11 protein-coding genes are annotated in these 17,209 nt (G+C 29.1%); 2 read left to right on the plus strand and 9 right to left on the minus strand.

The window, feature by feature from the left end; translation table 11 throughout:
• The first annotated feature begins 589 nt into the window (after positions 1–589).
• A complete protein-coding gene (locus EDL80_RS00475; protein WP_158406263.1) occupies positions 590–2,506 on the plus strand; it encodes a heme lyase CcmF/NrfE family subunit in 1,917 nt (638 codons plus the stop codon).
• A 201-nt stretch (positions 2,507–2,707) separates the two neighbouring features.
• A complete protein-coding gene (locus tag EDL80_RS00480; RefSeq protein ID WP_158406264.1) occupies positions 2,708–3,544 on the plus strand; it encodes a YgfZ/GcvT domain-containing protein in 837 nt (278 codons plus the stop codon).
• 1,351 nt (positions 3,545–4,895) lie between these two features.
• Here EDL80_RS00480 and purF read toward each other — a convergent pair.
• From purF to EDL80_RS00525, 9 genes are all read right to left on the minus strand, one after another.
• Positions 4,896–6,299 (minus strand): amidophosphoribosyltransferase, encoded by a 1,404-nt coding sequence (gene purF, locus EDL80_RS00485; RefSeq protein ID WP_158406265.1) that lies wholly within the window; start codon positions 6,297–6,299, stop codon positions 4,896–4,898.
• Between the two features lie 551 nt (positions 6,300–6,850).
• On the minus strand, positions 6,851–7,435 hold the full coding sequence (gene pth, locus EDL80_RS00490) for an aminoacyl-tRNA hydrolase (protein ID WP_158406266.1): 585 nt from the start codon (positions 7,433–7,435) through the stop codon (positions 6,851–6,853).
• 18 nt (positions 7,436–7,453) lie between these two features.
• Positions 7,454–8,083: a 50S ribosomal protein L25/general stress protein Ctc gene (locus tag EDL80_RS00495; RefSeq protein ID WP_158406267.1), complete on the minus strand. Its 630-nt coding sequence runs from the start codon at positions 8,081–8,083 to the stop codon at positions 7,454–7,456.
• Between the two features lie 437 nt (positions 8,084–8,520).
• A complete protein-coding gene (locus tag EDL80_RS00500) occupies positions 8,521–9,213 on the minus strand; it encodes a ComF family protein (protein ID WP_158406268.1) in 693 nt (230 codons plus the stop codon).
• Positions 9,214–10,362, minus strand: coding sequence for a succinyl-diaminopimelate desuccinylase (gene dapE, locus EDL80_RS00505; RefSeq protein ID WP_158406269.1), 1,149 nt, complete (start codon positions 10,360–10,362; stop codon positions 9,214–9,216). It abuts the gene before it with no gap.
• A gap of 748 nt (positions 10,363–11,110) precedes the next feature.
• Positions 11,111–12,820 (minus strand): monovalent cation:proton antiporter-2 (CPA2) family protein, encoded by a 1,710-nt coding sequence (locus EDL80_RS00510; RefSeq protein ID WP_158406270.1) that lies wholly within the window; start codon positions 12,818–12,820, stop codon positions 11,111–11,113.
• Positions 12,821–12,833: 13 nt separating this feature from the next.
• Positions 12,834–13,415 (minus strand): thioredoxin family protein, encoded by a 582-nt coding sequence (locus tag EDL80_RS00515; RefSeq protein ID WP_158406271.1) that lies wholly within the window; start codon positions 13,413–13,415, stop codon positions 12,834–12,836.
• A 90-nt stretch (positions 13,416–13,505) separates the two neighbouring features.
• Positions 13,506–13,940 (minus strand): CopD family protein, encoded by a 435-nt coding sequence (locus EDL80_RS00520; protein ID WP_158406272.1) that lies wholly within the window; start codon positions 13,938–13,940, stop codon positions 13,506–13,508.
• An 817-nt stretch (positions 13,941–14,757) separates the two neighbouring features.
• A complete protein-coding gene (locus tag EDL80_RS00525; RefSeq protein ID WP_158406273.1) occupies positions 14,758–15,756 on the minus strand; it encodes a pyruvate dehydrogenase complex E1 component subunit beta in 999 nt (332 codons plus the stop codon).
• Between the last annotated feature and the right edge of the window lie 1,453 nt (positions 15,757–17,209).

Here is a 17,209-nt window from a genome sequence, read left to right on the forward strand (position 1 = left end):
CAGAATTCAGGTATTAATTAATCTTATTTGGTGGACTTTAATTTCCGTTTAAGATTATGTGTTTTATAATGTATGAGATGTACATAACTTGTAAAATGTCGCATAAATAACTTGTGAATTTTTACTATTTAATGGATAAACTTGTAGCTGTTAAGCAGATATTACTAGGAAAGTTACTAATGATAATTTTAACGAAGTAATCATTTTATTTACTAATCTTACTCAACATGGTTTCAGTATACTATTTTAAACTCTACGTTTAAGAGATTACAGATATATGGAATTTTTACTAGTTCCATAATCTATAAAATAGAATAAATTATAAATTGCAATGATTATTCATTAATATCCTATTATGGCCGTTTTTGTTGGTGTGAAAAATTATTATTAGGACTCATATTTGTGGTTTTTATTTTGTAATATTTCTCTATATGTTATGTATATAAGTGAAGAATACACTTGCTCAGAGTTTTAATGGGAAAATGATGTTTTTATAATTATTTAGTATAAGTGAAGCTATACTTTGCAAGTTTTTATTAAAGTCTTATAATAAATAATTCTTATTTTTAAATATTTTTAAGAATTTCTAATGATTCATTTAATAGATCTGCCTATTTTAATTGCTTGTCTATTATCTATAGCTTATCCATTTGTGAGTTTTGTATCTTCTCGTTATTTGAAAGTACTAACCGCAGTAGTATTTATATCTACAAGTTATGCAATGGGATTATTGTTATATATACATATTACGGATGATTTTTCATTTTATAATGTATATTATAATTCACATACGACTAAGCCTTTACTGTATAAAATATCTGGTATTTGGGGCAATCATGAGGGATCTATTTTATTATGGATCTGGATAATCAGTTTGTATAACTTGTTGTTAGAGATGATTCTTGATAGAGGAGATTTAAAGAAAGTAGCGATATCAATACAACATATGATCAACTTTGGATTTTTATTGTTTGCTATGTTAGTATCTAACCCATTTGTAAAAATTCCCGGTGTAGAACATGAAGGATTAGGATTCAACCCTATGTTACAGGATATAGGACTGATGGTACATCCTCCTATTTTATATTTAGGGTATGTGGGGTTTAGTGTTGTATTTTCTCTTGCAATTGCTGGTACTGTTGTACGGACTGATAATGTAAAATGGGCAGTAGTAATAAATAGGTGGGCTTTAGTTGCTTGGTCATTTTTGACACTAGGAATAGGGTTAGGTAGTTGGTGGGCTTATAGAGAATTAGGTTGGGGAGGATTTTGGTTTTGGGATCCAGTTGAAAATGCATCATTAATGCCTTGGTTACTTGGTACTGCTTTGATTCATTTATTACCTTTAGTGAAGAAGTTTAGTATTTGTTATAACTTTGCTACTCTATTATCAATATCTACGTTTACTATGAGCCTTATTGGGACATTTTTAGTAAGGTCTGGTGTGTTGATTTCTGTACATGCCTTTGCTAATGATCCGGAGCGTGGTATGTATTTATTGATGTTAATTAGTATAATAATTAGTAGTGGTATTCTAAGCTTTATTTTTTTTTGGAGAAAGATTCAAGTAAAACAGTATAACTTTTTTCTTATATCTAAGGTAACAATGTTGTTGTTCAATAATGTTTTATTCTTGACAGCTTTTGCTATAGTGTTTGTTGGAACTATTTATCCCATTATATTAGAATTCATAACTGGTGATGTTATTGCTATAGGAGCTCCTTATTATAATTCTTTATTTAACTATTTAATATTCTGTACTTTATTACTTATGGTAATTGTGTTGGGATTGGATTGGCATAATAATAAAGTTATTGTAGAAAATTTTAAATTTTCTGGTCTAATTACTTTGCTTGTACTGCCCTTTATCCTAAATAATAATTTCTTTATTATTATTATAATCCTATTATCTGTTTTATTGTGTCTGTCGGTATTAGAAGAGTATTGTAACAGAATAAAACTATTTTTAATGCCGCTATATGGTACTTTAAAGTTAGCAAAATCTTGTTCTGTAAAATATTATTCTATGATGCTTGCGCATATAGGTGTTGCGGTTTTTGTGTTAGGTATTGTTTGTTCTAGTGTGTGGGGTGAGGCATATGAACTGTATATGAAGCAAAATAGTTCCATTAATGTTAAGGATTTTCGGATTGTTTTGTCGAAATTGGATTTAATATATAAGGAAAACTATAATGCTATTCGTGGAAAATTCTCTATATTCAAATCTAACATTATGATAGGTAATGTATTTCCTGAAAATAGATTTTATTTGGTTGAAGGTGTAAGAAATACTGAAAGTGCAATATTGAGGTATTGGTTATCTGATATTTATGTTGTTATTGGTGATATAGATAAAACAAGGGGTATTGCTGTAAAGATATATTATAAACCGTTTTTGAATTTAATATGGATCGGCTTTTTATTGATAGCATGTGGTGGTATAGTAGGTTTATTTTCTTATAGTAATAGAAATAATAAACAATTTTTAGTGCAGAATAATTATTAGTATTGCTTCTATGTGTAGAATGGAAATATATTTTACTTTGAAATTATATTTCTATATTTAGTTAAATTATAAACTATAATGTGGAGTATTTGATTTTCTGTAAGTGAAATGTTGGGATTTTTGTGTATATGTATGGATTAATTGTTGTATGGTTATATATTAGGGTGAAATTGAATCTGTGAATTTTTTATATGTAGAAATATGAATCAATTTATTATTTTGCCTAATAGAAGCATTATAATGTTTCATGGTTTGGATGCTAAGCAATTATTAAATCGCACTACAACAAATAATGTATTAAATTTAGCGAATGATAGGACTATATACTCTTTACTTTTAACACCCAATGGTAGGTATCTTTATGATTTTTTTGTTGTTCAAAGTTCGAAATGTATATTACTAGATTGTCACAGTGCAGATAGGGACAGTCTTATTCAGAAGTTTTTGTTATATAAGTTGCAATCGAAGATAATTATTAAAGAGAAGAAACAGTACAGAGTAGGGGTTTATATTGGAGACCAATATAATAAATATCAAGCCGGGTATACTTATTATGAAAATAATGCCATTTTTTTCCAGGATCCTCGCTTATCAAAGTTAGGATTACGTGTAATATTTCATGAGTCTAATGAATTGTTTAGTTACTCAGCACAAAATTCAAGTAATTATGAAAAATATGAGATATTAAGAATTAGTAATACTGTTCCGGATTGTAATAAGGATATGATACAAGGTACGTCATTTCCTTTGCAGTTTAGGATACAGCAATTAAATGGTGTTGATTTCAATAAGGGTTGTTATATAGGGCAAGAAGTTGTAGCACGTATGTATCGTGCTGGCATAAAAAAGAGTATATATACTATAGTTTCAGAGCATGAGCTTATTCAAGGGGCAAAAGTTGTACATAGTCAGCAAGAAATAGGAACTGTATTATCTTGTGTTGGAAATATGGGACTATGTTTATTGAATGTAAGTTCAGAAAGTGAGTTGTCTGATTTAAGAGTTGGGGATACTCAAGTGAAGATACTATCAAGTTAAGGATAGTAATTTTATAAATTTCTTTTTTTTTATGCACTATGTGTTGATAAGTGCGTGGTTTTCAAAACAAATGCATTGTAAATTAGTATGTATTTTTATATTGATCAAAGTTAATATTAAATTTTATCGGTTTATGTAGGCACTTTATATATGTAAAATTGTGTGTAATTAATCAGTATAATATATTCTGTTAGAATACTGGTCCCTATTAATTACGTGGCTTACCATACATCTGATTTGCTTGCTATAAAACATAGCTATTATAACAAGTATTCCTCATCATGATTAAAAGTATTGATGAGTACTTATGATCTAAATTTTATTGGATAAATACTGTTTTTAATCAATGTCTGTGTTCATATATTAAATACTTGTTGTCATATTATATATAATACTTATTAAATGTAATTATCTTAAATAGTATGTGTTTGTAAGTATAGAATAGCTAGTACATAATTATGCTATACCATATGCAAATTAAGAATATGTGTAAAGGTCATGAGTTGTGTTGTTAGCAATGGTTCTAAAGATGTTGCTTGTTTGAGTATAGTTAATTGTGTGTAATGATTTTAACAGTTGACTATAGTATTATACTATATATACATATAATTTATATTTAAAAGTATATACTACAAAGATATGTGTTATTTTACCAGGTATTTTAATATTGGTATTATAGATTTTGGGGTTGTTTTGTAATTAATAATTACATGTAATAGTTATAAATTCTGCATCAATATATAATAATTAATCATAGTATTTACTATATATACATGTAAATTTTAAAGTTATATGCTTGCAAGGATGTTAGTTCTATTTTACTGGAAATAGTTGTATAAGTGTTGTAGTTTTTAGTACAGTAAATCATATGTAATGATTTTGACAATTGACGTAGATATATTGTGATACTTAGCACCATCTTATACTGTATACATATGTAAGTTATTAAATATCATACAAAAGTGTGAATTATTTTTCTGGCATAGTTATAGAGTGTTATAGGTCTTGGTGTTATTTTGTAATGGTAATTACATGTAATGGTTATAAAATAAATCTGGCATGGGGGTAGTATTATGCCTCATATAGTTTGTGCTATGTGTATATGTAAACTATAATTTAGGAATATATGTTGCAAGAATGTGAATTCTTTTACTAAAAATGATTATATAGGTATTGCCAGCTGAGTATGGTTAACCTTATATAATGGTTTTAGCCTTTAGTATAAGTGTTATGTTTAACATAGTCTTATCGTATACTAATTGTAGTTAAGAGTACGTATTACAAAATGTAGTTGTTTTGCCAATAGTAATTTTATGTAGATGTGTAATTTGTTACTGTAGTAGCATCATTATTAGTAAATATTATTTGTATCTATTTCACCAATGGGATAGTCTCCAGTGAAGCATGCATCACAATACTGTGGAGCATCGTTGTTCCGTTTTGTATTGCATATTGCTTTATAGAGTCCGTCTATACTTAAGAAATGTAAGCTATCACATCCTAAGAGTTTGATGATTTCTGCTTTTGATAGGTAATTAGCTATTAATTTTGATTCTTCTGGAGTGTCTATACCATAAAAGCAAGAATGTATGGTTGGAGGGCTTGAAATTCTTAAGTGTATTTGTTTAGCACCTGCCTTATGTAATAGTGATATTATATTTTTTAAGGTTGTTCCTCGTACAATGCTATCATCTATTAAAACTATGATTTTATCTTTTAATATTGAAGAATTAGGATTGTGTTTAAGTTTTACTCCTATATTACGAATATGATCATGAGGTTGTATAAAAGTTCTCCCTATATAATGGTTCCTAATAATACCAAACTCAAAGGGAATTTTGGTATATTCTGCAAATCCTAATGCAGCTGGTACTCCAGAATCTGGGACTGGTATTATCATATTTGTGCCTTTTGGTGCAGGATTTTCTATTGCTAATTCTCTTCCTATATTTTTACGTATTTCGTATACAGATTTGTTTTCCATAATACTATCTGGTCGTGCAAAATATACATATTCAAAAATACAAAAACTTGATTTCTGTTTTTTAAGTGGAAAAAGACTTGTTAAAGAGTTACTTTGATCAATTTTAACCAATTCTCCTGGTAAAATATCTCTGATAACTTGTGCTCCCACTATGTCTAATGCGCATGTTTCTGAAGCTATTACATATGAATTATCTAACATGCCTAGTACTAGTGGTCTAATTCCATGTGGATCCCTACAGCAGACTAAAGTGTTATTTATCAAGATTACCAAAGAATAAGCACCCTTAATATTCTGTAATGCATATATTATATTATTCAGTATGGTATCTTGTGTATTAATAGCAATAAGGTGTGCTATTATTTCTGTGTCGATGTCTGATGAGAATATACATCCTTTTTTTATTAGTGATTCTCTAATTTGTACAGTATTAATAAGATTTCCATTGTGTGCTATTGCTAATTTCCCTAATTGACAATCTAGAGTTATAGGTTGGGTGCCGGTTTTACTACCGCTTGTAGAATATCGTACATGTCCAATAGCGATGTTTCCTGATAAGTGATCTATTTTTGATTGTTGGGTAAAAATGCTGTTCACTTGTTCGTTAGAATAATAGCAATGGAAATTAGTGTTGTCAGATGTTATAACTCCAAATGATTCTTGACCTCTATGCTGAATAGCATGTAATCCTAAAATACAATTAATGGCAGCATAGTTGTTGTTATATATGGCAAATACTCCACATTCCTCATATATTTCGTTAAATTGCATGGTTAATTTAAGGATTAGAATTTTATTTGAGTATTCTAGCATAGAAAGGCAGAAAGTTTAATAAGTTATGTTGAAATATATGTAAATCTTGTTGTAATAGTAATATGAATAATGAAATTTTATTTTTACTGAGGTAAAATCCTCACTATATTTTGTATTACTATATTAAAGTTGTATCAATATAGGTTAAAATTGATATTTTTTTCATAAGTGTGCTTTAATGTTCATTATACTGTTTATATCTGGGTGAGTCATACAATTTGTTATATTTAAAATGTATAAATGTTAGTAAAAATAATATTTATGAATTAACAAGTTTTATTTGTTAGGACTGACTTGATTTTTTTGATGATAAGAAAAAAATTGATTATTCTATAATTTTATATACTAGATCGTGGAATCTATTGTGCTAGTTAAGTATAGGTTTATTGTTATATATAAGTGCTGATGTTAATCTAAAACTGATCATAATAGTGTGAAATTTTTTGTATGTTGAGTAATAGTTCTTTATTAGACTAAAAGTCTGCTTTTTTTCATATTGTATATATGTATTAGTTGGATATATCTTCATATTTTATTAAATCTTTAATTTTATTCTTAAATGTAGACTTATCATTATCTAATAATAATGTAATATGTTCTATAATCGTTGATATAGTGTTGTTTACAGCATTTAAATTGTTGAACTGTGATAAAACATGATGTGATAGATCGAGCCGTCCATTGTTTGGACGTCCTATGCCAAATCTGATTCTCCAATAATTTCTTCCAATTGATGTATCTATTGATTTTAGTCCGTTGTGTCCTGCGCTACTACCACCTTGCTTAATTCTTATAGTACAAAAGTCTATGTCTGTTTCATCATGAAATACTATTACATTATCTAATGGAATCTTATATAGTCTTACTATATTTGCAATAGGCCCACCTGAATTATTCATAAATGTATAAGGTTTAGCAAGAATGACTTTATGCGACTTTATGTTGCCGCTTGACATTAGTGCATTGTGTTTTTTCTTAAAATCAGATAGTAAAAAACTTTGTGCTATTGCATCTATAATCATAAAGCCAACATTATGACGTGTCAGCTCATATTCTTTGCCAGGGTTGCCTAAGCCTACTAGTAAGTATAGCATCGAAAATTAATAAGATATTTAATCTTCTAATGACGGTGTACTGTCTGAAGATCCTTCACTACTGGTATCTTGTCCTGAGCTTGTACCAGAAATAGTTACTAATGTTGGGTCATGTTCTTTCATTACAACACTTATTTCTGGAGGAAGATTTAAATTGCTTACATGTATAGAATGTCCTATTGTCAAGTTAGCTAAATCTACTTCTATACTTTGTAATATAGCATTAGGTAGACATTTTATATGTAAAGTACGGTGTAGAATGTTTAATACTCCACCTTTTTTAACTCCTATACATTTTTGTTCATTAATGAATATTAATGGTACTTCTATTTTTATTTCCGCTCCATGATCAATAAACTGAAAGTCAACATGCTGTATCCTGTCTGTAACTGGATGTTTCTGTATATCCCGCATTAAAACGTATTCTTTCTTATCACCTATTTCTAACTCAATTAGGTGTGTTGATAATGCAGCAGACCTGTACTTACTTAAAAATTCTCTATCAGATAAAAATATACTCAACGAATCACGATGTTTACCATATACTACTGCTGGTATTGCACCACTACGTCTTAATGCACGTGAAGGACCAGTACCTACGTTACACCTTAGTTCTGCATTCATCTTTACTATAGTTTGATCTGTCATTGAATGTCCTTTCGAAAGTTTTCTCTGATTATATCTTTATGAACCTTATATTCTTACCATATTAAGATTAGATTGCAATATAAATTTTGGGTATAAACTTACCTAAATTGTATATGCATAATTATAAGAAGTAAGTAGTTGATGAACATATCTAAAAAAGGCAAGTTGTAAAACTTATACATATTTTATAAGTGAGATATAATGTAAAATTATTGAATACACATTCTTTGACACCTATATATTTTTATTTATTTGAATTTATAATTCTTATTTCTATGATTTTTGGGAAGGCAAATTACAACTTTAATATGTTGTAATTGCAGTGATAATTTGTAGTAGTGTAGTTTTTTTACTGATGGTATGTTAGAGTCGGTAATTATTAATTGATAATAAGTAAATTTATGGAAATCAGTGTATTTTTGTATAAATATTGAGGATTATAAAGTTCTTGCTAAACTGATTACTCGTACTTCTTTAGCACCTGATTCAATAAGTTTTTTAGCACAAGTTCTAACTGTTATTCCTGTTGTAATAACATCATCTACAAGTAGTATAGTTTTATTGTCAAGCCTGTGCTGGTTTTGTACTGCAAAGGATTGTACTATGTTATTCTTACGCATTTTACTAGATAAACTATATTGGGGGATTGTATTTGTGATTCTTACTAATGTAGAGATTTCTAAGGGTATTTTACAATATTTACTTAAAGCTCTTGCAAGTAATGTAGCCTGGTTATATTTTCTTTGTTGTAGCCTTTTTTGATGTATTGGTACTGGTATTATAGTGGTGACATTATTAAATAAAGATGGGTTTTTATTATACATCCACTTTGCATAAGTTTTAATATGTAATGTGTTATCAAAGAATTTAAAATTTAAAATTATATTTTTACTATGTTGGTTATATACAAACACAGATTCTAATTTTGTAAATGCTGGTTGATTGACTATACATTTTCCGCATATTGAGATTTCCTCTGGAAGTTGAGTCCCGCAAACAATACAATAATTCCCATCTAAGAAATCTATAGCATCATTGCATGCTGTACATAGATCAGAGTCCTCAGGGATGATATACTCGCAACTTGCACATGTTTTAGGGAAAAGAGTACTTATAATTTTAGTAAGCACCTATGTTTCTGATATATTGAAAAATTGTTTTATAAATTCTGTATATATATCGGTTAGTTGATAAATATCTTGTACAGGAACATGTTCATTAACTTTATGTGCTGTTTCATTTTTTAAACCAAGCTCAATTACAGGACAAACATTTTTGATAAACCTTGCATCTGAAGTACCACCAGATGTACTTGCTTCTGCGTCTTGTCCAGTTACTTTTTTCACAGCTGAAGACAACATATGAAAACGTTCATCAGGGTTAGTAATAAATGGTTCACCATTTACTGATTGTGATAATTGATATTTTGATGTTACTTTAGCACAAATATTATTTATAATATCAAACAGTGATTCAGCTGTGTGTATGTTATTATACCTTATGTTAATATGTGCTACGATTGTGCCTGGGATTATATTTTTTGCTGTATTTCCAGTGTCTACTGATACAATTTCGCAGTTTGATGGTTGAAAATATTCGTTGCCATCGTCAAACTTTGTGTTACATATTTCATTGAGAATACTGACCATGTTATCTATAGGATTTTCTGCAAGATGTGGGTATGCGACATGCCCTTGTATTCCATTACATGTTATTTTAAAATGTACAGAACCTCTCCTGCCTACTTTAATTGTGTCTCCAATATTTAGACTGCTAGTTGGTTCCCCAACTATACAATAATCTATCTTATGGTTATTCTCATCTAACCATTTTAATACTGATGGTGTACCATATTGAAAATGATCCCCTTCTTCATCCCCAGAGATTAGAAAACTAATAGAACCAGGAACCTTATCTAAATCTATTTTAGATATTGCTGCTATAAATGCGCATATTGCTGACTTCATATCAACAGTACCACGACCATATAGAATTTCATCTTCTATATGACCAGAAAAAGGGTCAAATTTCCATTTTGTTAAATCTCCTACTGGTACTACATCTGTGTGCCCCGCAAAACATAAATTTGGCCCCTCTGTGCCTCGTTGTGCATATAAATTACGTACTGTTACTGTGTCATTACCAAAATCCAAAATGTGACACGTAAATCCATATTGTGATAATATGTCGGATAAAAAACCTATGACACCATTGTCTGTTGGTGTAATACTTGGAAACGAAATTAACTCCTGTGATAATGTTATTGGATCAATGGGCATAGGTAAAAAATACACGCATATAACATATAATAGGTGTACTATATTATCATTCCTAGCAGTTGTCAAGGTTAATAACCTGCTATTTTTGTAATGAATTTTGGATTAAGAAGGTTGTATTCTTACTGCCATATAACAGTAAGGTTTGTCTTTGAGAGTATTAAAATGAGGTGTTTGTGTTATCATGTTGTACTCAATAATCACTTGTTTGATGTTGTATTGTAAACGTATGATACTATCAAAATATGATATAATTTATTTCCTAAGCCATGATGTTATTACTCGTGTCAATATTCTAAAGGTGAACTTAAGTTATGTGTATATAGTTACTATCTTTTAGGAAGCTTATTAGTATAAGTTTAAAGACAAGGGATTTATGATTATAAAATTAGTATAAACAGCAGATTAGTTGTTTTGTTATTTATATATAATAGTAGAATAACATAGTTTACTTTAAAAACTTGTTATAATTATAATGTTATAAAAATTGACATCTTGTTATAGGTTTAGAACATATAATCAGTGAAACTCATAAGAAAGCAAACTTTTACTAAAAAGATAATTTTTATTTATATGAACATTAGCAGTATCTAGTGTTATATTAAAGAGTAGGTGCTGCTGTACTTACGATATTATCATAAACTTTTACACTATAGGATATCTTATTGTGGAACTGTAAACATTAAATCTCAGGAATGAATCTTTCTAATATAAAATTAGTTTTACTAACTATAGTAGGGATAAAATTTAATCATTCATTAGGTTCCTTGTTTTTTACGGCAGCATAATTTACCATTCTAAACCTATCCTTTAGAAGAGAGATGGCATGATTACTAAATCCAGAATTACTTAAAGCTATTGCGCCTAATTGTAATCCCACTTCGTATGTTTCAGGAATTAAATAATGTGCACCAAGTTCTTTATATATTTCAGCATTGCTTAAATCAGGCAATCTTACAATAATAATTATATGTGGAAAACGCTGTGCAACTAGCGATACAATCTTCTTTATGGTAACTTCGTTATTAATTGCTATAATTACCATTTTAGCTCGTGATATTGCCATAGACTCTAGAGTTGCTAGCTTTGTTAAGTCTCCTAGATATACTGGGAAACCTTCATCTCTTCCATCTTTGACAATTTTTGGTTGTATATCAGATGCAATGTAATTTACGTGCTCTGCTACTAGTACTTTTGCGACCATACGACCTACTCTTCCAAAGCCTACAACTATTACATGTTGATCTAGATCTTTTGTATCTAAAGTAAGTTCCTGAGAGTTTAGAGATATTTTCTTTTTAGTGATTAATTTTGCTATCCAGTCACCAAGTGTTGCTAATGGCGGAGTGAATGCCATTGTTACAGTTGTAATCATCATGAGAGTTTGTGCTAAATCACTGGATAAGACATTCTTTTCTGCTGCAAGACCAAATAAAATGAATGCAAATTCACCACCTTGTGAAAGCAATAATCCTGCTTGTATAGCTGCTGCTACATGAAATTTGAAAAACCTACATAATATAAAAATTATTAGTGATTTTAATATTATTAAAGAAAAAGAGGTTAGAGCAATTACTGGTAATTTATTGACTACAAACTGGATATCAATTGACATTCCTACTGTCATAAAGAATAACCCTAGTAACAGTTTCTTAAAGGGAAGCACAACTTGCTCTACGTCATGTCTGTATTCAGTTTCTGCAACAAGAAGCCCTGAAACAAATGCTCCTAGTGCCATTGATAAATTGAAATTTTCTGTAATAAATGCTGACCCTAAAACAATTAATAGTGTGGTTGCTATAAAAATCTCACTATTTTTTATTGCTGCAATAGTATTGAAGAGTGGTCTTAATAATAACCTTCCAGTGATAAAAATTAAAGTCAAAGCTACTGCTGCTTTGACGAAAGAGTATAACAATGATATAGGAATACTATGATGGGATTCTCCAGTTAGTAATGGAAGTAATACAATTAATGGAACAACTGCAAGGTCTTGGAGCAATAAAATTGCGATTGAAAGCCTTCCTACTTGTGTTGATTGACATCCTTTTTCTTGTAACACTTGTAATACAATGGCTGTTGAAGATAATGCTAGTGCTCCTCCAATAATTATAGATCCTTTGGAGTCTATACCAAATTGGCGTGCAATGTACCATATGGCTAAAGCTGTAACTATGACCTGTAATGTACCAAAACCAAAAACATGTAATCGCATTGCGATTAACCTGTCGAAAGTTAGCTCAATTCCTATTAAAAATAATAGGAAAACTACCCCAAATTCGCCTAAGTTTTGTATTATTACAGATGACTCAACTAGATTTAAACCATGAGCTCCAATAAGGGTACCAGCAACAAAGTAGCCTAATACAGGACTAATGTTCAACTTCCAAAATAAGGCAACTATTAATATAGCAGCTGAAAGAAGTGTAATTATATCTAATAAATACTTAGAGTCGTGCATAATCGGTCTATAGTTAAGAAGTAAAATTATAATTCTTTGGTTTCCATTTTATGGAACACCCAATACTTGGTTTTTGATTTTCAGGTACCATGCCTGTATCTGAAATAAACTTCATAGCATTAAATAAATCTCTGTCTTCCTGCTTACTATTTATTTGGTTCATTCCTGATGCATCAAATCTACCTCGATAGCATAATTCTAGTTTATTATTGAATCCAAAGAAATCAGGTGTACATACTGCACCATAGCTTGCTGCTACTATTTGATCTTCGTCTATTAAATATGGAAAATCTATATTATGTTCTTTAGCAAATTTGATCATATTGTCATATGAATCTTCTGGGTAAGATGTAGTATCATTTGGCATTATTGCAACAGTGTACATATTGTAGCTATTTCTTAGTGTATTTACATCATATACTAAATTTTTTATTATTGCCTTAACATACGGGCAATGGTTGCATATGAACATAATTAATAAACTCCTACCTTTATGACAATCTTTAAGACTGTATGAACTACCATCTACAGATTTTAATAAGAAATCTATAGCAGTAAATCCTTTGTTAACCGGAGGAGTATTAAGTGCTGCCATTCTGTACCTCTTCAATATTACCAAGTAACGAACTTCTACTTACAGTACCTTAATTCTAGAGCACAATGTATTAAAGTCAAATAATAAGTATTATATGAAAGGTTTCACTACTACCATCAGGACTATAATTGCAATTAATAAAGTTATTAACTCGTTAATACATTTAAAGTAAAATACAGACTGTTTGTTATTCTTTATTAAAAAGTCTTTCCTGTGCTTGTATAATATCCCGTAAATTACACACATTAACATAACACAAGTAAGTTTTATCTTAAACCATGTAAAACTATAAGCTTCGGTCATTATGGATAGGACTGTACCAAGTGCTATACTAGAAGCCATAGCAGGAGTAGTTATATATAATAGTAATCTTCTTTCCATTGTGTTAAATATGCTATAACTTTCAGAATCAAGTCCTACCTGAGCATGATATACGTATAATCTAGGTAAATAAAGCATACCTGCCATCCACATAATTACTGATATTATGTGAAATGCTTCAACCCAATGTTCGTAATCTATCATTTTATAAAACCACTTTACCTGAAATATATAACGGAATTATATAATAAAAACATTCTTGTGTATAATTTTTTATTGTTAATAGTTAATTTCTAGTGGTAATTATGTATCTATTATTTGTAATGATACATTTGAGGATAATAACAATATTCAACCTATTACAGATTAGAGAAGTGTTATTTTAAATTGTTTGTTAGATGTACTTTAAATAATACCGACTATAACATAAATATTGTAAATAAAAAACATGTTAGAATTTTTTATTTATATTGAGATGTAATATCTACAAAATTTTTGTGACTTAGGAAAGTATGTCTACGAATATGAAATAATTCAGCAAGTCAAAGTAATGTGGTATTGATGTGGAAGTTGTTGTAAGTAGGTATGTGTGTAATGATTTTATATATAGTGTAGTTTTATATGTGCTAATATTGCATATACTTTAATTTACTACTCTATGCTATTAATTATTGCATAGGGGTTGTATGTAGGAATTATAAACTTATGATTATTAGCTATTGGCTTTTATCTCAGGTATTGTTACATATATAAAAGTATGTTTTTAAGTAGTTTTATTATATTGATATCATATGAGTAAGGTAGTATATAAAACACTGCTTGTGTAAATTCTTCCTTTAATAAAAACTTTGTTGTTATTATTTGAAATATAATAGGCAAGAGTGATAGGTGGAATGTAGATACTTACTGTAATAGCTTAATATTTTTATTAGTGAGTACTGTTAAAAATATTATTCGACGGAATAGTTATATATGTAATAATTTAATTATTAGATTTAGAAAAATATACTTAATATAATAATTACTTATAATTGCGAATACATAGAGTGCGTGCTGCTTCTAATATATCTTCAACTTGTGGTAGAGCTAGCTTCTCAAGATTTGCTGCGTAAGGTAATGGTACGTCTTTTGCTGTAATTCTAATCATTGGAGCATCTAAGTCGTCAAATGCTTGTTCCATAATTAATGCAGCAATTTCAGCGCCTATGCCACAATATGGCCATCCTTCTTCTACACTAATAATTTTATTTGTTTTCTTTATGGAACTTAATATCTGTTCTGTGTCAAGAGGACGTAAAGTTCTTAAGTCTATAACTTCTGCGTTTATACCTTCTTTTTCTAGTAGTTCAGCTGCTTCTAGTGCAGATTTTACTTGTAGAGAAAACGCGGTAATTGTAACATCAGTTCCTTTTTTAATTATAGCTGCTTTACCTATTTCTGATACATAATCTTTGGTGAATACTTCATCTGGTACTTCATGTATATGTCCATATATAATTTCATTTTCAAGAAATATAATGGGATTTGGATCTCGTATTGCTGCTTTTAATAGCCCTTTACAATCTGCTGCAAAATATGGTGAAATCACTTTTAATCCAGGGATATGCGCATACCATGATGCGTAGCATTGCGAATGTTGCGCTCCTACTCTTGCTGCTGCACCATTAGGTCCTCTAAATACGATTGGACAATTAAGTTGTCCAGCAGACATGTAACTAGTTTTTGCAGCTGAATTAATGATTTGATCGATTGCTTGCATAGCAAAGTTGAATGTCATAAACTCTACTATAGGTTTTAACCCAGAGAATGCAGCCCCTATGCCGATACCTGCAAATCCATGTTCAGTGATGGGGGTGTCTATCACTCTCTCAGAACCAAATTGTTCAAGTAATCCCTGTGTTACTTTGTATGCTCCTTGATATTCACCAACTTCTTCTCCCATAATTAATACTGTATGATCACGTTCCATTTCTTCGCGTATTGCCGCACATAATGCTTCTCGTACAGTTAAACTTTTCATATTTAAGTACCTGGCGGTTAGTTTTTCTAATTATTATGTACGAAACATAAATACATGCAAATAAATTTGCATCATTTTTTATATCGCAAAAAATCTGATTGATAAGTTTAAGTTGTTGTTATGATAGTAATAATATATCTCCTTTAGGAGTTGGAGGTCTATGCGTACGGTTACATCCTATATATTCTTAAAACAAATGTAAATTTCAAGATCAAACTTTAGGTTAATTTCAACCATTGATATCTTAGTGAAGATATTGAAACTATTCCTTATTAACAACAATAGTATATATAATCCTAGTATGTCTAATGTTAAGGTCTGATATATTAGCAATACATAGCTATTGATATGAACTGCCTTAATTTAGATTTTTTATATATTAGGGAATTACTAATGTAGAGTACTGTTTTAATTGTTTGTGGAGTATGGTATTTTATTGTTAAGGTGTATTCAATAAAGTATATTGAGTAATTTTGCTAAATTTATTGGGAGTTACTTGTTTATTTAAGTATATTCTATGGTTTTGTAATTTGTTATTTCACATAAGTCTTTATCGTTATAATAAGGAATATAATTTTATAGTTAATGTTTGGGATATTGATGTAATATTTATAATAATCAGGAAGATATTGTATGAATTTAGTTTTAGCTTGGGCTATGATTAATGTAACTTTTGATAAGTTTAGTCACTATGTACTATTGTGAATGTAGGTAATGGAGTTTCTGTGTGTTTAATTGTCAATGTATAATTGAATCTACTATTTATAGAATAAACTACATATAATATTTGTTGTTGAATATACAACAACAGGTACAAATTTGCTAAGGTACATAATGTTTTTGAATTACATTACTTTAAAAAAATGGTGCATACTGTTAAATAATTGTGTTATGAATTTTAAGGTATAAAATTATATAAACTATGAGTAATCTCATAATAAAGAGAGGTTAGTAATATCTAGTGTAGTTTAATATTTAATATATAGAAAAGGTATACATTTTTTATAAAAATTACATACTTAATTAGTGGGTATTAGTATTTTCGATTTAACATATAGGACTGTTGAGAGTGATTGTTTATTGGTAAAGGTTATTAAAACATGATTGTAAATTTCTGCCCTAACTAAACAATGCTTTTAAGTACTGTAATGAATGTTATACTCTAAAATATACGGAAAACTTACCAACTATTCTGTGTAGTGATTTCGCCAATTGCAAGTGTTGTATAGTACTAGTAGTGCTTACTATAATATCATATAGTATTAGCACTTTAGATATGTAAGATAACAGAGTATTATATAAATATTCAGTGAAAACTTTATGTGTTAGTGTAATAATTATTGTGAGCAAAATGTTCAATAATTTATAGTTGTGTTTAGGGTCTATTTTGCTAGATCTAAATATTGTATAAGTTTAATTTTTATTTAAAGGACATTAAATTATAGTATAAAAT

This window comes from Ehrlichia ruminantium, from assembly GCF_009728835.1.
Lineage (GTDB): Bacteria > Pseudomonadota > Alphaproteobacteria > Rickettsiales > Anaplasmataceae > Ehrlichia > Ehrlichia ruminantium_B.

What these genes read in the sequence shown, in the direction of transcription:
- EDL80_RS00495 (WP_158406267.1), bottom strand. Translation starts at nt 8,083, where the DNA reads ATGACAGATCAAACTATAGTAAAGATGAATGCAGAACTAAGGTGTAAC.
- pth (WP_158406266.1), bottom strand. Translation starts at nt 7,435, where the DNA reads ATGCTATACTTACTAGTAGGCTTAGGCAACCCTGGCAAAGAATATGAG.
- purF (WP_158406265.1), bottom strand. Translation starts at nt 6,299, where the DNA reads ATGCAATTTAACGAAATATATGAGGAATGTGGAGTATTTGCCATATAT.
- EDL80_RS00525 (WP_158406273.1), bottom strand. Translation starts at nt 15,756, where the DNA reads ATGAAAAGTTTAACTGTACGAGAAGCATTATGTGCGGCAATACGCGAA.
- dapE (WP_158406269.1), bottom strand. Translation starts at nt 10,362, where the DNA reads ATGCCCATTGATCCAATAACATTATCACAGGAGTTAATTTCGTTTCCA.
- EDL80_RS00475 (WP_158406263.1), top strand. Translation starts at nt 590, where the DNA reads ATGATTCATTTAATAGATCTGCCTATTTTAATTGCTTGTCTATTATCT.
- EDL80_RS00520 (WP_158406272.1), bottom strand. Translation starts at nt 13,940, where the DNA reads ATGATAGATTACGAACATTGGGTTGAAGCATTTCACATAATATCAGTA.
- EDL80_RS00480 (WP_158406264.1), top strand. Translation starts at nt 2,708, where the DNA reads ATGAATCAATTTATTATTTTGCCTAATAGAAGCATTATAATGTTTCAT.
- EDL80_RS00515 (WP_158406271.1), bottom strand. Translation starts at nt 13,415, where the DNA reads ATGGCAGCACTTAATACTCCTCCGGTTAACAAAGGATTTACTGCTATA.
- EDL80_RS00510 (WP_158406270.1), bottom strand. Translation starts at nt 12,820, where the DNA reads ATGCACGACTCTAAGTATTTATTAGATATAATTACACTTCTTTCAGCT.